The following is an 18,636-nucleotide window of genomic DNA, read 5'->3' on the forward strand; positions in this document are numbered from 1 at the left end:
TCAGTTCTGCATATGCTTGACTCGCTATACAAAAAAATTACGATTTCGTGCAAGCTTTAAAACATAAATACCCTAAAGATATATCCTCTTTGTACATGTTCTTATCATCGTTAAAATGCCTTCTTAAAGCACGACAGGGGATGCTATAAAATTGAGAGCTGTAAAATATATGGGGCTTGGAGGGGGTGAGAAGATGGTGTTCAATCGAAGTACTCTATCCTTATTTTTATGGGCTATGCCTGAAAGAGAGAGCTGGAGAGACAATTTATGAGCAAAGAGAAAGTGTTTTGAGGTTGCGTGTCTGCAAGAGCAGAACAGTAGTCGTGGTGATATTTAAAAACAATAAATTTGATAAAATTTTACAATTTTGCCAAAAGCCAGTTTATTATAAAAGCTGTTGCTTATACGCGCTCATACAAAAGTTATAAGAAGCCCAAAAGTGCTAAAAAAGTCTTTGCTCTTTTTCAATAAGACGGATCTGCAAACAATATTCAAAAAGTGTTCGTGTTTTTGAAAGAGCATAAAAGGATACTCTTGCAATAGAGAGAAGCGTATTTGTGAGTTACAATTTGTCATGATTTTCGGTAAACACTATTGTTTAGAGCGGTGAGAGAGGGCATGAAAAAATTTTAATATTCAGTTTTTTAAAGAGTGTGGTCAGTCTTTAGGATAGAGCTTGTGTCCCTAGAGCCTATCAAGTGAGCCCGCATAAAGGCTTCAAGAAAGCGAGCACCATTATACTTTTTGCCAGCGTATACTCTTTTGTCAGCGCCCCAATGTTTTGACAGCCCTTAGAACGTAAAGGGGCAAGGGAGGTATTTCATTCCTTTTTTGTACCGTTTTACTCCACACGCCAACTCTGCTTGTGATGTGCAAGCCAAGAGATTTTGTTTGACTCACTATGAGGGTTTGACATGAGAAAATCCTATGGTATTCATGATCTTTCATGAAAAACAATGAATTATCCTTATAAATCAACGTGACAGTGCTGTTATGAAGAGAACTCCTTGCACATCTTAATAGCCCATAGAGATTTAACTGGGTATTATTTTATATTCTGTACACAGAAGTGTCTTTATAAAAATGCTCCATCTTGCGCAGAAAAAAGAACAACCCGTTAAGACTTTAAAAGAAAAAAACTCAATTTTTTTCCCTCTTTTTTCCATGAGCCCTTAAATTAATAATTCTCTACCTGTAAAGCGCGGTATTCACGCCCAAGTACTGCTCTTGTATCAAGATCACTCACTCAGGTGAAAATTGCAATTTTGCGAGGTAAGCATAAACGCCATTTTTTGCCACAAGTTCGGCATGGGTTCCTTCTTCCACAAGGGCGCCTTTATCCATAACAAGAATGCGATCTGCTTTTAAAATTGTTGCCAAACGATGTGCAATGACCAAGGTTGTGCGGTTTTGCATCAACCCTTCTAAGGCGTCTTGCACCAACTTTTCACTGTTTGCATCTAAAGCAGATGTTGCTTCATCAAGCAGCAACAGGGGTGCATTTCTTAAAATTGCCCGCGCAATACCAATGCGTTGTTTTTGTCCCCCAGAAAGCATGGTACCGCGTTCTCCTACTTGCGTATCCAAGCCATCTGGTAAAGCTTGAATAAATTCAAATGCATTAGCCGCTTTAGCGGCAGCAAGGATTTCCTCTTCATGGGTATTTTCAGTTCCAAAAATAATATTATCACGCAATGTTCCATCAAAAATGGCGACATCTTGTGGAACATAGGAAATTGCGCTGCGTAAATCTTGTAAAGAAAGGCGATTAATTTCCATGCCATCCAACCGAATTGTTCCATTTGTCGGATCATAAAAACGAAGGATCAAAGAAAAAATGCTGCTTTTTCCTGCTCCAGAAGCCCCAACAAAAGCAACCGTTTCGCCTGCTTTTACAGAAAATGAAAGCGAGCGTAAAACCTTCTCTTGTGGTCTAGAAGGGTAGGTAAAATCAACCTGATCAAAAACAAGTTCACCTCGAACAGGTTGCTCTAATGATAAAGGATTTTTAGGAGCTACAATAGTAGGTTGTTCTTGTAATAATTCGGCAAGCCGTTCAGCAGCGCCTGCTGCTTGGATTAATTCTGCCCCAAGTTCCGATAATTGCGCAAAAGTAGAAGCTCCAAAAACCGCATAAAGGACAAATTGCCCTAATGTCCCTCCTGTCATCGTTCCATTCAAAACATCGCGCGATCCAATCCATAAAACAGCAACCACACTGCTAAAAACCAAAAAAATTGCAAACCCCGTAAAAAAGGAGCGCAAGATTACAGAAGCACGTGCTGTTTGAAAAGCACGTTCTATCAATTGTGAAAAACGTATTGTAACGAGTTTTTCAGCGGTAAAAGCTTGCACAGTGCGAATAGCGCTTACCTGCTCTGTAGCAACAGCATTGGCATCTGCGAGACGATCTTGCGCCGCGCGGGTACGAGAGCGAACTTTACGTCCAAAGACTACCAAGGGAATGGCCACAACAGGAATAGCTGCTAAAACCAACAAAGACAATTTAGCATTGGTGATCACCATCATCACGACGGCTCCGATCACGATAATCAGCTGACGCAAAGCGGTAGAGGCGGTAGAGCCCACAGCTAATTTTATTTGTGTGGTATCTGTTAGAAGCCTTGAAACAATCTCTCCTGAATGTGACCGATCAAAAAAAGCAGGAGAAAGTTTCATAATATGGACAAACACATCACGCCGTAAATCGGCAACAATCCGTTCTCCCAAGGTGATAACACAGTAATAACGGGCTGCTGAAGCAAATGCGAGAAACAAGGCTAAGATAAACAAAATTCCAAAGTAAAAATTGATATGTCCATGGCTTGAAGTAGAAAACCCATGATCAAACATTTGGCGGATAGCCACAGGCAAAGCTAATGTGACAAGAGCAGCAACAGATAACGCTAGAAAAGCAAAGATAAACAACCAACGATAGCGCAAAAGATAAGGAACAAAAATTGCAAGCGAAGAGAATGAAGATTTCTTAGGGGAAGACTTTGTCGATTTTTCTGAACGAGAACGTAATGTCATAAAATTTTGCTCACTGTATTGGATTTGTAACACTTGATACAATGATGTATCTTGAACACTTGTTTTTTGATGCGTGCTCAGTTATAGGAATAAATACTTTAATCAATGTATCAAAAAGACAAAGGAAGTGCACTTAAAAAAACAAGCAAGTGCTATTTCATTCTATAAACGCAAAAGGTTTGACGCATGAAAGCGAATATTCACCCCAACTATCACAAAATTACCGTTGTTATGACGGATGGAACCCAATATACGACGCGCTCTACTTGGGGAAAAGAAGGCGATACTCTTAATCTAGATATTGATCCAAGAACGCATCCGGCATGGACAGGTGGCTCCCAAACGCTCGTAGATCGTGGTGGTCGTCTTTCTAAATTCAAAAATCGTTTTGGTAATATTGGCATGTAAAAGCCTCCTCTTTATGGGGTACAAGGGTTTTAAACAAAACGATTGCAAACGATGAGTTTTTGATCCTATCAAAGAGTGCACTTTAAATATTAATTCAAAAACGCATCCGACATAAACAGATGGGTCTATAAATCATTGTGGTTGCGTTTTTTAAATTCAAAAATCATTTTGAAATATACGCATAAATCCTTTCTTCCCTAGAGTATAAAGACTTGAAATAAAATAATTGCAAACTTTTCTTCTTTTTTTTGGAACTGAACATATCCATGGAGAGGAAGTATTTTCCGCTTCTAAAGCTGCCAATGTATTTGAATTTATTCAAGCTTTACCAAACGTCTTTGATACGCAAGTAGAAGAACGTGGTACTATGCTTTCTGGGGGCAAAAACAACGCATTGATATTGCACGGGCGATTTTAAGAAATGCACCCCTCTTGTTGCAAGCCGGCACCATCATTATATCTGCCAACTCGTGGATGTTGCTACAGCCCTTGGCATTTGAGATGATTTATTATAGGCATTTTAAGTCCTTTCTTAATAGTTTTTTTATTCACGCGGGCTCTCTCCGCTTGGTACGTGCAAAAGACATGGTTTTGATTGGTTCACCATGGAACAGGTTTGAAATGAGAGAATCTTACGGTATTCGGGATTCTCATTCAACATACAAAACAATGAATTATTATTATAAATCAAACTTTTACTGCTTGATGAAGCAACATTTTCTTTAGATGCAAACAGTGAAAAGTTGGTGCAAAATGCCTTAGAAGGATTGATGCAAATCATACAACCTTGGTCATTGCCCATCGTTTGGCAACAATTTTAAAAGCAGATCGTATTCTCGTGATGGATAAAGGCGCTCTCGTGGAAGAAGGAACACACAACTCATTATAAAAAATAATGTTTATGCGCATTTGGCTAAACTGCAATTCTCATCTGAGTAAGTGATCTTGATACAAGAGCAGTATTTTTAAGGGCATAAACAGTACTCTTTTCAGACAGGCTTATCAATTTGAAACTCTCATGGAAAAAAGAAAGGCAAGCATTGAGATGTTTTTCTTTTTTAATAGGCTGTTCTTTTTTTTTGCCTGAGATGAAGTATTTTTATAAAGACACTTCTGTGTATAGAATATAAAACGATATCCAGTTAAATCGCTATGGACTATTAAGATGAGCGAGGAGTTCTCTTCATAACAGCACTGTCACGTTGATTTATAATGATAACTCATTGTTTTTCATGAAAGATCTTACATGGAATTTCTCGTTTCAAATTTGGTTATGTTGCATTAGTCAAAACCATGTCTCTTGCATGCTGCAAGCAGAGAGAGCTCGCGTGAAGTAAAAATACTTAAAGAAAGAATAAGTCCTCTTCATGAAGCGTCCCAAGTTTTAGGGGCTGTAGTAATATTGAGGGGATTAGGAAAGTGTATGATGATGTCGCTTTACTAAAAAAGAGCCGATAAATGAGTAGAAAGACGCTTTTTATCAATTTTATAAAACAAGGTGAGCACGCAGCCATGTTTTGCTGTGTTAGGCTTTTGAGTACTTTGAACCAATATTGTGGGAGTGCATTTTAAGAATTATAAAGCTCTTCTTAAAAGTGCATAAATCATTAGAGCAGTACAATTAAATACAAATTGTTTTATTTTACCAGAAAAAATATCTATATTTTGTGTATTGTTTTTATTAAAATATAATATGTAGTGATTTTCAAATCAGATGTACACACAATGATACAATATCGAGGGATCGATAAAAGAGCTGCGTTAAATATTGGTGGGAATAAAAGAGAGCAAGAATGGAAGAAGACATAAAATTGGCAATAGCTTTCATAATAGCTATAATTAAGGTCATTTGGAAATGGGGGAAAAAATGTGGGAGTGTAAGATGCGGCGTTATGATTTTCTGCATCATATGGATGGGGAAGTCGTGGTATTCGGGATACTCAGTGGATTTTTTGTTCGGTTTGGCAATGATAGTGTGTTGTGGGGGAAGCTTAATGCTTGCATTGGCAATTTATCAGAACAAGCATTTAACTGAACAACTTGAGCAAAAAAAGCAAGAGTGCGCTGAACATAAAGATATTATTGCACAAGGGGAACAGAAGTGTCTTCAATTGACTGATCAACTTGAGCAAAAAAAGCAAGAGTGCGCTGAACATAAAGATATTATTGCACAAGGGGAACAGAAGTGTCTTCAATTGACTGAACGACTTGAGCAAAAAGAGCAAGAGTGCGCTGGACATCAAGATATTATTGCACAAGGGGAACAGAAGTGTCTTCACTTGACTGACCAACTTGAGAAAAAAAAGCAAGAGTGCGCTGGATATCAAGATATTATTGCACAATGGGAACAGAAGTGTCTTCAATTGACTGACCAACTTGAGCAAAAAGAGCAAGATTGCGCTGGACATCAAGATATTATTGCACAAGGGGAACAGAAGTGTCTTCACTTGACTGACCAACTTGAGAAAAAAAAGCAAGAGTGCGCTGAACATAAAGATATTATTGCACAAGGGGAACAGAAGTGTCTTCAATTGACTGACCAACTTGAGCAAAAAGAGCAAGATTGCGCTGGACATAAAGATATTATTGCACAAGGGGAACAGAAGTGTCTTCAATTGACTGACCAACTTGAGCGAAAAGAGCAAGAATGCGTTGGATATCAAGATATTATTGCACAAGGGGAACAGAAGTGTCTTCAATTGACTGACCAACTTGAGCGAAAAGAGCAAGAGTGCGCTGGATATCAAGATATTATTGCACAAGGGGAACAAAGGCTTGTTAAAAAAACTCAAAAAGTATCGCAGGAATGGTTGAAACAATGGGATGAGGGAGTAAGGCTATGGGAAAGAGACGTACTGGGGATAAAAAATCCTAGGGAAGATATGAAAGTCGGTGGAGATCGGCTTCCATTTGTAAAGGATATTTGTGTTCGAGGGGAGCACGAAGTGCGTTTATTGTACAAGCAAGCACTTGGAAAAAAACTTACTTATGAACATTACAAAAAAATATGTAGTCTCTTGGATACCTCGTATTTTAGGAAATTTTTTATAAAAGCAGTGCGATTAATGAGAAAGAATGGAATAACTCTGCAAAAGTTTGTAGATCCTCTTACGAAAAAAAAACGGAGTCAACCTACGATGTTATTACTTCATTGGTGGTTATATGTTCTTGATGATATGATTACAGCTGAATGCAAACAGCACCAAAAGGAAAACTTTACAGGGGAGGATAAAAAGAAAAAATTTACAGATACTTTGTGGGACAACATATCTATAAGTATAGAACACAAAGAGATAGAGAAAATGCTAAAGCTTTCGGAATCTTGGTCTGGTGAGTGTACTTTATTATTATATTGTAAAAAGAATGTGTTGTTGTTGTTGTGTGATATTTCCAGTGATTATAAGGCGGCAAGAGAAACTTTCTTTTACTATAAGAAGCTTATTAAAACAGTGAAAAAAGGCTATGTTGCCTTTGATAATGGTTGCCATTCTGTCACAGTTAGAGATGTAATCAATACTTGTAAAGAGAATGACACAAATAGAGCAAAAGATCTTTCCATAGCTGAGGGGAATCCAACATTTGAAAAAGTTTACAAATTAGGAGCCAGAGAATGGATAAAAGCAGCAAATGAGACATGTGATAACCGATTGATCTTTTGGGAGAAGCTTGTTGAGGAAAAAAAATTAAAAGAAAAATTAAAAATTATCTTCGGTAATGAGAAGATAAAGGCGCTGAAAGAGGCTATTGAAAAAGATAAAGAGCAGCTTGCAAGTGAAATGCAGAAAGCAATTTTGGAAAACAAAGATTTTTGTTACTATAAATCTCGAGAGTATTTCATAGACTATCTGAGATAATGGTTAAATGAAGGGGGGGAATGGCTGTATAAATCAATGGATTTGCTAAAATTTCTGTTGTCATGTAGAGGTGAAAACTATGAGAGGCATATGTGATAGCCCTTAGCAGAGAGGGGATATTTTAAATTATAGTCAATCTTTTTTGCTGTGTAGGCGGTGATTTCTTAAGAGAAGTAGGGGAGGATGTTGGCTTCTGATGTCGTTGTTGCTTCTTGGGGCGTTTTGTTGTGATGATATTTTTTTTTTGCGAAATATATCGCTGCTGCCTTCTTTATCAGTGACAAAAACACCGGCTTCGCGAAGCATCAGTATGCTGGTAGTTTTATCAAAAATGTGCAGGTTATCTCCCCAAAAACCATCGGTTTTTTCTGCGGCGACATAAGATAAACTCAAGAGCAGCGCTAAGACAGTGCAGTCCAGTAACTTCCATCATTATATTGCGTAATTCAATAAGATAGGCTCCATGATTTGGGCGACCAAAATGAGGCATTCCTGTGGCAATGACACAATCTTCTAGTCTATGCTGTGCAGAAACGCGACAGCGTCGGTCATTGAAAAAAGCACCACACCCGCGTTGTGCGGTAAAGAGTTCATCATTCACGGGATTGTAAATGACACCACCAACAACTTTCCCTTGGCTTTCTAAGGCAATGGAAACAGCAAAAAAGGAATGCCATGGAGAAAATTTGTGGTGCCATCTCAAAGGGTCAATAATAAAACGGTGTTGTGAATCTTCTCCAATGATTTCTTCAGACTCTTCCATCAGAAAACCAAAACTTGGGGCGCGCTTTGCTTAATTCATTGAAAATAATTTTTTCCGCTTTGCGATCTGCTTGGCTGAGGTCATCTGCTGGATTTTTTTAGGCTTAAATGCCTTTTTTGAGAACTCTTTCTAATTTTAGGCGAATGTGTTCATTGCCGGCGATAATATTTTTTTTGCGGAATATATCACCACCACCTTCTTTATCGGTGACAAAACCTCCGGCTTCACGAACCATCAGTATTCCAGCAGCCATATCCCAAATTTGTAGATTGTCTTCCCAAAAGCCATCGGTTCGGCCAGAAGCAACATAAGCTAAATCAAGAGAAGCAGCACCAAAACGGCGCAGTCCAGCAACTTCCATCATCACATTACGCAATTCAATAAGATAGGCTCCATGATTTGGGCGACCAAAATGAGGCATGCCTGTGGCAATGACACAATCTTCTAGTCTGCGCCGTGCAGAAACGCGACAGCGGCGGTCATTGAAAAAAGCACCACACCCACGTTCTGCGGTGAAGAGTTCATCACTCACGGGATTGTAAATGACACCAGCAACGATTGTCCCTTGGCTTTCTAAGGCAATGGAAACAGCAAAAAAAGGAATGCCATGGAGAAAATTTGTAGTACCATCTAAAGGATCAACAATAAAACGGTGTTGTGAATCTTCTCCAATGATTTCTTCAGACTCTTCCATCAGAAAACCAAATTTGGGGCGCGCTTTGCTTAATTCATTGAAAATAATTTTTTCCGCTTTGCGATCTGCTTGGCTGACATAATCTGCTGGTCCTTTTAAAGACACTTGCAAATTTTGCACTTCACCGTAATCACGCACCAACGAGCGTCCTGCTTTCATTGCAGCTTGCACCATGACATTCATGACTGCAGAATGGGCCATTTTTTATTCCTTTATTTATCTTTTTCATTTGCACGACGCAAATAAATCAATTCATTGGTGTCTACAATGATACGTTCACCAGCATTCATAAAAGGGGGAACAAGAATACGAATTCCGTTTTCAAGAATGGCGGGTTTATAAGAGGAGGTAACCGTTTGTCCTTTGATGGCAGGATCGGCTTCCGCAATCGTGACAGCAACTTGATCAGGAAGTGAGATGCCAATAGGCTTTTCTTGATAAAGTTCAACTGTGACAGTCATCCCATCTTGGAGAAACGCAGCACGTTCACCAACAAAATCCTTTTGGAGTTCAAGTTGTTCATAAGATTCTGAATCCATAAAGACCAAAGCATCCCCTTGTTGATAAAGAAATGTGAAATCCTTTTGTTCAAGGCGCACGCGTTCAACGGTCTCAGCAGCACGAAAGCGTTCATTAAGTTTTGTACCATCAATCAAATTTTTCATTTCAACTTGGTTAAATGCACCACCTTTTCCTGGTTTTACAGCGTTGCATTTAACTGCAACCCATAAACTTCCTTGATGTTCGATCACATTACCAGGGCGAATTTCATTGCCATTAATTTTCATCGTTTCTATCCAATTCTATTCTTGCAAAAAGAACTCTCTTGTTGTCTTTATGGCGCTTTTCTTTGCTGCCTTTAACAGTCAAGCTCTTTTGTTATTTTCGGGCTAAAATCCCTTTGATTAACCTTGCTGCTCTCTCATGGTCCTGTGTGCTCTTTATGGGCTTTCTCCTGCTTTTTGCAAAGAGAAAAGCTTAAGTAAAAAAGGACCTTTATGTATTTTTGCTTTTCAGTTCTTTGCAAGACCATAAAAAGCGCTCAGACGCAAGCTTTTTAAAAATTTGCACAAAAATTTTTTAGAATTTTTGGGGAAATTTATCCCGTTGTGTCGTAAAATATCATCATTGATGGCAATGATATAATTGATGGTAATGATATAAGTTCCCTAAACCCATGAGGTGTTTTTAATTAAGAATATGTGATGAATATGTGAATACGGAGTTTATTATAGTGTCTCATGTGATAGAGCGTGGTGTGTTGTCACAGGGTGTTCGTTTGTATTCTCATCAGAGATCAGCTGTAAAAAGGCTTTTTTATCGAGGTTAGAACTCTAAATCTTTTGAGCAGCAGGTATTTTTCTGTACTTGATGCGATTTCATCATGAGAGTACGGGGGCAGTTGTTTTGTTAAGATATCAGCATAGAAAAAGGAAAGTAGAACATTTGAGATATCGGCCATTTCTTTTAAACGCCCTACGCTGAAACAATTTAAGCCGTTTTCATATTTCTGGATTTGTTGGAAAGTAACACCTAAATGTTGACCTAATGTTTTTTGAGACATCTTCAACATTTTTCGTCTCAAACGAATTTTTTGCCAATGAATTTGCCACTGAAAATGTCGTTATAAGGATTTTACCAAGACCCTAGAAAATGCTACACGGGATATAGAAAACTCTTCAGCTGCTTCAATCACAGATAGTCCAAGTTTTGCATTTACATCTTCGCGTAACAATTCACTAGGGTGTGGGGCATTTTCATTATTTTTAGTATTCTTCTTTTCTTAAATCTTAAAGCTATAATTTACACTATTTTGTATTGTCACAATCTATAATAAAATTTATCCACTCTGGCTAAAAATGAGGTTTTTTATTGAGGTGCAAATCTCTTTGCCTTTCGCAAGAGCTTTTAAGTCTTTACGTGTAAAATATAGAGAATGTTTACATTAAATAGCGGGTTCATTTGGGCTGAGTACTTATATGAGCACGTGGTTCTCCGTTCACATTATACTGAAGAAGAGACACTATAGTGCTACTATTTAATTGTATTCTATAACTCAAATTCACACCCATGTTTTGCTGCTTTTGAGGTTGATCTGTATAGATCACATTATATCCATTCCGTCGCAACAGATTGATAAATAAAGGAGTAAAGCTGTCTGCTGTATTATTTTTCTTTATAAGAAGTGTGGTTGTAGCTGGTGGTAGAGATCTCTTGATATCGCTAATAAATTTGTTAGCGACTAATTGTGCCTGACGCTTTGTAAGACTTTGATCAACATAATTTGATGAATAATTGCCTACAGATGCGCAACCAGCCACCAACACAACCGGTGACAGCAATAAATATTTTAACATCTTTAATTCCCCTTACTTATTGTTGCTCTTTATTTGCGAAGCTCCTCTTCCAGAAATAAGAGCAACTTTACTTATAGCCATTAACAACATATCGGTATCTAATCAATAGGTTAATTAATCAATGAATAATGGTTTCAGCTGTAAAGGCTGCTTGAAGTGCTTCTGGTGGCGTATATTTTAATAAACTGCTGCTTTTAGTGATATGATAAAAAAGCAATTTTTTGCGTTTGCATGTTAAGAGCATGTCCTCTATCACTATTATAAAATGATGTGTTAAGTGTTATTCCAGATTGATCAAAAAAATTTTCAAGCATTGCTTTTTGAGGGCTATCTTTTTTAAAATACGTATGAATGCTTATTCTGTTTTTTTAAATACTGTCGTTTGAGGTGTGGTGCTATAAGACATAAAACTTTGCACATGTGATGTTTTTATGAGAGTGTGTGGTGAATATTTGAGGGGGAGCTTGTCCGGATAATTTTGTGAAATGAACCACATAAAATGGGAAGCTAAAAGAGTTCTGTTCTGAGAAGACGGATTGTTTCCCAACCGGATAGGGAAGGGGCTTCTGTCCTTTGAGGGGTGGGAGGCAAGTTAAGAACAGAGAGTGTAGTGCTCTATGTCATGATGTTAAAAGCTTTCATTTTGATCAGAGAGTAATTGTAAAATGGCTCTTTGTTTTATCGAGGTTAGAACTCTAAATCTTTTGAGCAGCAGGTATTCTTCTGTACTTGATGCGATTTCATCATGAGGGTATGGGGGCTGTTGTTTTGCTGAGGTGTCCGCATAGAAAAAGACAAGTGGAACATTTAAGATATCGGCAATTTCTTTTAAACGCCCTGCGCTGACACGATTTAAGCCGTTTTCATATTTCTGGATTTGTTGGAAAGTAACACCTAAATGTTGACCTAATGTTTTTTGAGACATTTTTAGCATTTTTCGTCTCAAACGAATTTTTTTGCCAATGAAAATGTCATTATCAAGATTTTTGGCTCGCATTTTAAAGCCCCCGCCGGTTGCGAGCGCCCTCGCGTTGGTATTCCGGGAGTCTAAAAACACTGACCTCAAATCAGCATTTTGCTTTTAGTGCTTAAAGCACCTGGACAGAGCACAATCTCGCGGAATTTCTATAAATTTTATCTTTTTGATGCAGAGAGGAGTATTTTAAAAAACAGGAAGGAGCTTTATTGCTTCTTTGTGCGCTTTTTCTAGTTGTGCCTTATCCATGCCTTGGAGCATTATTTCAAGATCAGGAGCTTGCATTTTTGCCTCCTTTGCGAGCATATACCATGCCGCTGCCATTATTATATCGCCTTTTGTTCCTGTGCCATCTCGATAAAGCCTTGCAAGGGAAATCTGTGCTGGTGCTACCATGTTGATCGCATTTCTTTGAAGTAAATGAAAAGCACGCTGAAAATCTGTTTCTCCTCCACGCCCCTGTACAAGCCATTGTGCTAAATGAAGTTGAGCTTTTAAGTGGTTGTTTTGAGCCGCTACCTCCATGAGCTTGCGGGCATTGCGATCATCTTTTGGTCGCTTTAACGTGCCTAAGGAAAGAATTTTTGCAGCAGAAAAAGCAGCTTCAGCATCGCCAAGAGCAGCACCTTTTAAGTACCATTTTAAGGCTTGCTCTATTGCTTCATTTTCACGACTTTGGGAAGAAACACCAGGGAGAGCTTGTTTTTCCTGTGAGGCTTTATAAAGAAGCAGTTGTCCATAATAAAAATAGGCTTCCTTGACGCCTGCTTTGACAGCTTTTCGAATGAATTGCGCACCAAGTTCTTGATTTTGTTTTATAAAGTTACCATCAAACAACATAAGTCCATAGCGTAGTTGTGCTTGGGGTTCTCCCTGTTTTGCAGCGCGTTCAAACCATAAAGCAGCACGCGCACCGTCAATAGGAACAGCACATCCTTCCATATAAATTCGGGCAAGAAGAGTTTGTGCAAAAGGATCATTTTTTTCAGCACGTCGGAGTGCTTCACGAAAAGCTTTTAAATAATAACCTTGGATGTAATAGTCATAGGCTTGATCATAGTCTCCAGCTTTTAAGGGCTGAAAGGGTTCTTGAGTGTTTGAAGCTTCTTGAATCGTATTGAAAGAGCTTTCAGAATTTGAGATTTCTTCAGTGTTTCCCGCTGAACTTACAGCAGAACTTGCAAGCCCAATCACGCCTAAGATAAGCAGCTTCACGCTTCTCTTGATCATGGTGTTTTCTCCTCATTACCGATCAGAATTTTCACATTTTTTTTTCATCATTACAAGCCGTATAAGAATTTCATTTCTATATTACTTTTTATCTCTCAGTTTTTCGTCTTGGTTCAAGGTAGGGTTGGGTAAGTTAAAAAAGTAGCATAAATGTCGACGAGAGACAGACTGTTTAAAACAGTTCTGTTAAAAATAATACAGTCCTGTTAAAAATAATAATGATGAGAGGTTATCGTATGTAAAGATGCTTATCTTCTATTATATCAATGGCTTCTCCCCCTAAAATGAAAACATGCTTACAATGGAGGTTGCTTTTTAAAATACGTATGAATGCTTATGAATAGCGCACGCTATCCGTGTGAGGTTAGCTTGCATTCTCATCAGAGATCAGCTGTAAAAAGGCTTTCTTTTTTACCGTTGTTAGAACTCTAAATCTTTTGAGCAGCAGGTATTCCTCTGTGTTTGATGCGATTTCATCATGGTGGTATGGGGGCTGTTGTTTTGTAATGATATCCGCGTAAAAAAAGGCAATGGGAACATTCAAGATATCGGAAATTTTCTTTAATCGCCCTGCGCTGACACGATTTAAGCCTTTTTCATATTTCTGGATTTGTTGGAAACTTACGCCTAAAGCGTGTCCTAAAGTTGTTTGAGACATTTTTAGCATTTTTCGTCTCAAACGAATTTTTTTGCCAATAAAAAGATCAATATTAAGATTTTGAGATTGCATTTTTCCCCGCCGGTTGCGAGCGCCCTCGCATGAGTATTCCGGGAGCTTGAAAATACTGAGTTCTAGTCAGCCTTTTTGCTTTTAGTGCTTAAAGCACCTGGACATAGCAAAAACTCCCGGAATTCCGGGATACCCACAAAGTGGGTTCATCTTTACGCTAGAACTTAGGGTTTTCAAGGCCCCTTTTGGTCGTTGCGTATGCGACCAAAACATCTTTTAATTCATAAAGTAATTTCAGGAAATTTACAATAAAAATAGTTTTTTACTTACAAAATTTGTTTTTTTATGAGAGGCTATCCGCTTCTTAAATCTCTCTGGAATGATTGTCAAAATCATGACATCAGCCCCGCGTTTATTAAAGAGACTAAAATGATCTTCTACGGTAGTGAATTTACACGCGGTATCTTCATTAAAATTTGCACAATCGCTTGCTGTTTGAGGAAGGGTGGGGGATGATCGTTTCTCTGTGCTATAGGATGTGTGTGTCTGTGGAATGTGGTGGGGTGGCATGTGGTTTTGGGTGTGCGCTTTAAAAAATAAACATAAGCATTATTCAAATTTAACGTGATGCATGAATTGTATCTGTATTAAAAGAGAAATCAGCTTCTTGTAAGCGCATAATAAGTTTGGAAAATGTTTCGTTTACGTGTTCTTTAAAAGAAAGGTAGTAAACTCCACCAACATCTGAAAGCATTTCAATGCCTTCTTTTTGTAGAATAGCAATCCTCTCAAGAGGAAGTGTGGCAGCTAACATGCCCATTTCGAAAATAACGTTTTGTCGTGCACGGGGTTGAATTTTTTCTGCACCTTGAGATATAGCATAACCCATGTCATCATGCGTGAGGAGTACAATACCAAAACTTATAGAACTGTCACAAATTTCTTTTTTCAAAGTTTGAATGATGGGTAAACCATTGCCACTCGTATTTTGTAAGATGTATGGTTTGAGACCAAGCTTGAGAAGAACATTTTCAAGCTCCGTTAAGGCATAACAATCATGACCATGAACGATAAAAATTTTTTTATTTGAAGGATTGGAGGCAGTTTTTGAGGAAGGAATCGTTGATGTTTCTTCTATATGCTTTGCTAAATCTTCTATTAACTTTTGTTTTATGTTTTCTTTGCCTTGAACGTTGATTGTTCCTGTGCTTTCATACCAATTAATAACGCCTCCTTCGGAGGTTTTGATCTGATATCCTTTAGAAGAATTAAGTGATAGAAACTTAGTTTCTATGATTTTATATCCAGCTGTTTTAACTATATCTTTAAGGTCTTCGAAGGTGCCGCTATATTTCACTGTTTATATTCTTTCAATATCGCTGGTTATTAATATAAAATGTTGATTTATTTTTATAACTATTTGAATTTAAATAGCTTTATGATTTCATTTTCTTATACAATGCACAAAAAGAGACGGTCACCTTCCATTCAATTGATTGAAACGTGGGAAAACTTGACTAAATGATGGGAAATTTTACTGCGTGATGAAGCGATCTGATTGAATTGTGAATGAACGAAACGAATTTTTCTCCTATTTATATATTCCATTATGTTCTCTATATAAGAAACACGAAAGTTAACGCTTTATTTATAAATTCTCCTCCTATATTACAAGGGGGTGTTTTCACATTTTTCTTGCATTGTTTTAAGCAGTATTAAGGGGTTGTCGTTCCCCAAAATGACTTCTTCTACAGCAATGAATTCACATCCAGTCTTTAAGACTTCATCAAAGGTTGAAAAATCGCTTCCTGCTTGGATAATGGCGGGGGTTTGCATAATTTCTGCCCACCATGTTGCTAACTGGAGATTGCGGGGGTGCGCTTGGGGTTTTTTATCAGCACCGAGTTTTCCAAAGAACAGGTAATCAACACCTGTTTCCGCTGCAAGCATAGCACTATGGCGATTGCGTAAATTGCCAAAGCCTATAATTTTTTGTTCCTTTTGCTGATTTTTGAAGCTTTCAAGAGCGTTAAGATCATCTTCTATGTGCAATCCATCAGCCTTTATGCGCCCAGCAATGCGGCTGTCATCAGCGATGAGAAGGGCTGCGTCATGATGTTGAATATCTTCTGCGTAAGTTTGCGCTTGTTGTTGTAAAAAAGAGCCATCATCTTTCAACCTTTCAGAATCATAGAGGATGACGCATGCAAAAGACTTTGTTTGCAAAATTTGCTGCAAAAATGTGTGTGGGGTGTTGCGCCGAACATCAAGTGTTAAAATCAACTGAGGGAAAAGAGGTGGATCAATTGGTTTATTTTTTTGTTGTGTCATGTCAAATCCCTGTTTCTTAGAAAAAATAACGCTTAAAAATTAAAGTTTCATTCTATTATGCTTATTTGCGATGAAACTGACCACCATTTTCACCTAATTTAAAGGATTTGTGGGTGTGTGGAAGCCTGTTTATGAGAAATGAGAGTGTTTTTAAGCATAATATGTCGCCTTTTTGTTGTGATACACGTATGGACGCTTTTCGTTCTTTTGCCTTTAAAAAACTTTTGCTTTTAAAAAAATAAACGCTTAAAATGAAACTTGACTCTTAAAAATTAAAATTTCATCCTGTTCATGCTTGTTGGCAATAAGGGTAAGCACCATTTTTATGGGACTTCAAGGGGTTTGTGACGTGTGGGAGTCCACTGATGAAATACCAAGGTATTCTTGAGCATAATACTCAACCTTCTCATCGTGATACACGCATTGATGTTTTTCGTTCTTTGGCCTTATTGACGATTTTCATCAACCATATTCCCAGAACGATCTATGAGTCTTTTACTCATAGAAATTTCGGTTTTTCTGATTGTGCAGAAGTGTTTGTTTTGCTTTCAGGGATTGCTCTTGGGTTAAGCTTTCATGGACGGTTACAGCAAAAATCCTTTGCTTTTATTATCCGAAAACTTTGGTACAGAGCTCTGCAGCTCTATGGTGCATATCTTTTTACTACTTTTGTCACGTTAAGTCTTTTTTTTGCTGCCTTTTTATTATGGCGAACAGAAAAACTTTTATCGATGAACAATGTGGGACTCTTTTTTAAAGAGCCTGGTATCGCATTTTTGAGTACCTTAAGCTTTGGGCATCAATTGGGATATAATAATATTCTTCCTCTTTATATCGTTTTGATGTTTTTTGCGCCTTTTATCCTTTATTTGAGTTGTAAGCAGACAAAATGGCTGCTTTTGGGCTCCTTTACATTGTATCTTATCTGCGGATTTTACAAAATTGCTCCTCCTTCTTATCCTTTAAAGGGAAAGTGGTTTTTAAATCCTTTGTCTTGGCAATTCTTATTTGTCATAGGATTGACCAGTACTTTAGCGCTTAAACAAGGAAAAAAAATCGCTTTTCAGTCTTTTTGGATTGTTTGTGCGGCAGCGTATCTCTTGTTGGCGCTGTTATGGGTTCGCTTAAATTGGTGGGGCATTTTGGGGTGGCTTGGCTGGTCTTCCCCATTGTTGAACTTTAATAAAACCTTTTTAAGCTTGCCACGTTTACTCCATGTTCTTGCATTAGCCTTTCTCATTCTTTCTTTGCCGCGCATCAATAAATGGTTTTATGTCTCTCAGAAACATCCTTTAGCAATTTTAGGAAAACATAGTTTACTGGTCTTTGTAACGGGAACCATTTTTGCGATGTTTGGACAAATTATAAAAACAGTGATGACAGAAACGGTTTTTTCCGATACCCTCTTAATAATAACGGGTATTGCTTTGCAATTTGGAGTCGCTTATTATTGTGAAAAACGGCAATCTTGGCAGTGGTCATTTTCAAGGAAAATGATCCGTTTATAAAAAACATTCCTATAGTGTTTATTGGGCACGTTAACCTTAGTATAAAAAGTGCGTTGCGCAAAAAAATTAAAAGAGGTAGCAGTTTTAAAAAAAAGCGTTCTACACAGCAACAAAAGAAACTTTTTAATACTCTGTTCGTTGAAGAGTGTGATTTTGTGCTGATACTTGGAGTATAAAAGCGTGAGTGTACATAAACGTCCATATGATGAACCTATTATCATGATTGAGCATAATGCTTTTGAAAATGCTTTCAATCGTCTCTATGAAGAAACAATGGCGCTGATTGAAAAAACCGCAGCGTATATTGACTCAGAAGGGAAATTAGTGGCACGTTCCCTTTCGACAGAGGTTTCTGCAATCTATGCAAAAGAGGCTATGTATTTAAGTACACGACTTATGCAAATTGCCTCTCAACTCCTTCTTCTTCGAGCAGAGCGCGAAGGGGAAATGTCGTCAGAACAAATAAAAAAAGAAATTGTAAAAGTGTCACTTCATACACCGACATTGGAACTTGAAACCCCTCATTGGCATGAATTGCCAGAAGTTTTTCGCCAATTTGTTTCTCATTCATTGCGTTTAGAAGCACGCATAACCTATATGCGTGCTGGGTGGGAAACTGCGGCCTCCTGTGATTTAGAAGATGATAATCCAGTGGGAAAACAAATCGAATTGCTCAAAACAGCCTTTGGGCGTTCTTAGAGGTACTCCCTTGCTTTGTGCGAAGGGGAAATGTCATCAGAACAAATAAAAAAAGAAATTGTAAAAGTGTCACTTCATACACCGACATTGGAACTTGAAACCCCTCATTGGCA

The 18,636-nt window shown here is 37.9% G+C and carries 16 protein-coding genes and 3 pseudogenes; 7 read left to right on the forward strand and 12 right to left on the reverse strand.

All coding sequences use genetic code 11. The features are described from left to right. Window positions 1-1,242: 1,242 nt before the first annotated feature. Window positions 1,243-3,033, reverse strand: a complete 1,791-nt coding sequence (locus tag ACFIJL_RS03510; protein WP_375622580.1) for an ABC transporter transmembrane domain-containing protein — start codon at window positions 3,031-3,033, stop codon at window positions 1,243-1,245. A gap of 186 nt (window positions 3,034-3,219) precedes the next feature. Here ACFIJL_RS03510 and rpmE point away from each other — a divergent pair, with 186 nt between their 5' ends. The 5 genes and pseudogenes from rpmE (at window position 3,220) to ACFIJL_RS03535 (ending at window position 7,295) form a co-directional block, all read left to right on the forward strand. Continuing rightward, window positions 3,220-3,441 (forward strand): 50S ribosomal protein L31, encoded by a 222-nt coding sequence (gene rpmE, locus ACFIJL_RS03515; RefSeq protein ID WP_005774581.1) that lies wholly within the window; start codon window positions 3,220-3,222, stop codon window positions 3,439-3,441. Between the two features lie 247 nt (window positions 3,442-3,688). After that, a pseudogene (locus ACFIJL_RS03520) lies at window positions 3,689-3,870 on the forward strand (ATP-binding cassette domain-containing protein); the annotation flags it as partial. A gap of 263 nt (window positions 3,871-4,133) precedes the next feature. After that, window positions 4,134-4,380: pseudogene (locus ACFIJL_RS03525) on the forward strand (ABC transporter); the annotation flags it as partial. Window positions 4,381-5,308: 928 nt separating this feature from the next. Further along, window positions 5,309-5,476 carry a hypothetical protein gene (locus tag ACFIJL_RS03530; protein WP_273790483.1) on the forward strand — a complete coding sequence of 56 codons (168 nt, stop codon included), beginning with the start codon at window positions 5,309-5,311 and terminating at the stop codon, window positions 5,474-5,476. Continuing rightward, window positions 5,436-7,295, forward strand: a complete 1,860-nt coding sequence (locus ACFIJL_RS03535; RefSeq protein ID WP_375622583.1) for a hypothetical protein — start codon at window positions 5,436-5,438, stop codon at window positions 7,293-7,295. Before ACFIJL_RS03530 ends, ACFIJL_RS03535 begins: the two co-directional genes overlap by 41 nt. A gap of 340 nt (window positions 7,296-7,635) precedes the next feature. On the opposite strand, the gene ACFIJL_RS03540 is transcribed toward ACFIJL_RS03535, so the two are convergent. The 11 genes and pseudogenes from ACFIJL_RS03540 to ACFIJL_RS03590 form a co-directional block, all read right to left on the reverse strand. After that, window positions 7,636-8,058 carry an inositol monophosphatase family protein gene (locus ACFIJL_RS03540; RefSeq protein ID WP_375622585.1) on the reverse strand — a complete coding sequence of 141 codons (423 nt, stop codon included), beginning with the start codon at window positions 8,056-8,058 and terminating at the stop codon, window positions 7,636-7,638. 103 nt (window positions 8,059-8,161) lie between these two features. Further along, complete coding sequence (locus ACFIJL_RS03545; protein WP_375622587.1) at window positions 8,162-8,953, reverse strand: inositol monophosphatase family protein; 792 nt, start codon at window positions 8,951-8,953, stop codon at window positions 8,162-8,164. 11 nt (window positions 8,954-8,964) lie between these two features. Further along, entirely contained in the window at window positions 8,965-9,540 is a 576-nt protein-coding gene (gene efp / locus ACFIJL_RS03550; RefSeq protein WP_015856958.1) for an elongation factor P, read from the reverse strand. A 441-nt stretch (window positions 9,541-9,981) separates the two neighbouring features. After that, window positions 9,982-10,358 (reverse strand): annotated as a pseudogene (locus tag ACFIJL_RS03555) (helix-turn-helix domain-containing protein). Between the two features lie 352 nt (window positions 10,359-10,710). Continuing rightward, on the reverse strand, window positions 10,711-11,109 hold the full coding sequence (locus ACFIJL_RS03560) for a hypothetical protein (protein WP_375622589.1): 399 nt from the start codon (window positions 11,107-11,109) through the stop codon (window positions 10,711-10,713). A gap of 118 nt (window positions 11,110-11,227) precedes the next feature. After that, the gene (locus ACFIJL_RS03565; RefSeq protein ID WP_375622591.1) at window positions 11,228-11,353 is read right to left on the reverse strand and encodes a hypothetical protein; all 126 of its coding nucleotides are present in this window, start codon (window positions 11,351-11,353) and stop codon (window positions 11,228-11,230) included. A gap of 384 nt (window positions 11,354-11,737) precedes the next feature. Next, window positions 11,738-12,106, reverse strand: coding sequence for a helix-turn-helix domain-containing protein (locus tag ACFIJL_RS03570; RefSeq protein WP_273790479.1), 369 nt, complete (start codon window positions 12,104-12,106; stop codon window positions 11,738-11,740). 165 nt (window positions 12,107-12,271) lie between these two features. Then, window positions 12,272-13,315, reverse strand: coding sequence for a tetratricopeptide repeat protein (locus ACFIJL_RS03575; RefSeq protein ID WP_375613198.1), 1,044 nt, complete (start codon window positions 13,313-13,315; stop codon window positions 12,272-12,274). 364 nt (window positions 13,316-13,679) lie between these two features. Then, window positions 13,680-14,045, reverse strand: a complete 366-nt coding sequence (locus ACFIJL_RS03580) for a helix-turn-helix domain-containing protein (protein ID WP_375622594.1) — start codon at window positions 14,043-14,045, stop codon at window positions 13,680-13,682. A 559-nt stretch (window positions 14,046-14,604) separates the two neighbouring features. After that, window positions 14,605-15,342, reverse strand: a complete 738-nt coding sequence (locus tag ACFIJL_RS03585; protein WP_375622596.1) for a TIR domain-containing protein — start codon at window positions 15,340-15,342, stop codon at window positions 14,605-14,607. A 311-nt stretch (window positions 15,343-15,653) separates the two neighbouring features. Next, complete coding sequence (locus ACFIJL_RS03590) at window positions 15,654-16,316, reverse strand: thiamine phosphate synthase (protein WP_375622598.1); 663 nt, start codon at window positions 16,314-16,316, stop codon at window positions 15,654-15,656. Window positions 16,317-16,681: 365 nt separating this feature from the next. Here ACFIJL_RS03590 and ACFIJL_RS03595 point away from each other — a divergent pair, with 365 nt between their 5' ends. Then, window positions 16,682-17,824: an OpgC family protein gene (locus ACFIJL_RS03595; RefSeq protein ID WP_375622600.1), complete on the forward strand. Its 1,143-nt coding sequence runs from the start codon at window positions 16,682-16,684 to the stop codon at window positions 17,822-17,824. A gap of 180 nt (window positions 17,825-18,004) precedes the next feature. Next, window positions 18,005-18,523, forward strand: a complete 519-nt coding sequence (locus ACFIJL_RS03600; RefSeq protein WP_375622602.1) for a DUF1465 family protein — start codon at window positions 18,005-18,007, stop codon at window positions 18,521-18,523. The last annotated feature ends 113 nt before the right edge of the window (window positions 18,524-18,636 follow it).

Origin of the sequence: Bartonella sp. TT119HLJHH, assembly GCF_042193385.1 — a bacterium.
Taxonomy (GTDB): domain Bacteria; phylum Pseudomonadota; class Alphaproteobacteria; order Rhizobiales; family Rhizobiaceae; genus Bartonella.

What these genes read in the sequence shown, in the direction of transcription:
- ACFIJL_RS03565 (WP_375622591.1), bottom strand. Translation starts at nt 11,353, where the DNA reads ATGCTCTTAACATGCAAACGCAAAAAATTGCTTTTTTATCATATCACT.
- ACFIJL_RS03545 (WP_375622587.1), bottom strand. Translation starts at nt 8,953, where the DNA reads ATGGCCCATTCTGCAGTCATGAATGTCATGGTGCAAGCTGCAATGAAA.
- ACFIJL_RS03570 (WP_273790479.1), bottom strand. Translation starts at nt 12,106, where the DNA reads ATGCGAGCCAAAAATCTTGATAATGACATTTTCATTGGCAAAAAAATT.
- ACFIJL_RS03535 (WP_375622583.1), top strand. Translation starts at nt 5,436, where the DNA reads ATGCTTGCATTGGCAATTTATCAGAACAAGCATTTAACTGAACAACTT.
- rpmE (WP_005774581.1), top strand. Translation starts at nt 3,220, where the DNA reads ATGAAAGCGAATATTCACCCCAACTATCACAAAATTACCGTTGTTATG.
- ACFIJL_RS03510 (WP_375622580.1), bottom strand. Translation starts at nt 3,033, where the DNA reads ATGACATTACGTTCTCGTTCAGAAAAATCGACAAAGTCTTCCCCTAAG.
- ACFIJL_RS03590 (WP_375622598.1), bottom strand. Translation starts at nt 16,316, where the DNA reads ATGACACAACAAAAAAATAAACCAATTGATCCACCTCTTTTCCCTCAG.
- ACFIJL_RS03595 (WP_375622600.1), top strand. Translation starts at nt 16,682, where the DNA reads ATGAAATACCAAGGTATTCTTGAGCATAATACTCAACCTTCTCATCGT.
- ACFIJL_RS03560 (WP_375622589.1), bottom strand. Translation starts at nt 11,109, where the DNA reads ATGTTAAAATATTTATTGCTGTCACCGGTTGTGTTGGTGGCTGGTTGC.
- ACFIJL_RS03530 (WP_273790483.1), top strand. Translation starts at nt 5,309, where the DNA reads ATGTGGGAGTGTAAGATGCGGCGTTATGATTTTCTGCATCATATGGAT.
- ACFIJL_RS03580 (WP_375622594.1), bottom strand. Translation starts at nt 14,045, where the DNA reads ATGCAATCTCAAAATCTTAATATTGATCTTTTTATTGGCAAAAAAATT.
- ACFIJL_RS03575 (WP_375613198.1), bottom strand. Translation starts at nt 13,315, where the DNA reads ATGATCAAGAGAAGCGTGAAGCTGCTTATCTTAGGCGTGATTGGGCTT.
- ACFIJL_RS03540 (WP_375622585.1), bottom strand. Translation starts at nt 8,058, where the DNA reads ATGGAAGAGTCTGAAGAAATCATTGGAGAAGATTCACAACACCGTTTT.
- efp (WP_015856958.1), bottom strand. Translation starts at nt 9,540, where the DNA reads ATGAAAATTAATGGCAATGAAATTCGCCCTGGTAATGTGATCGAACAT.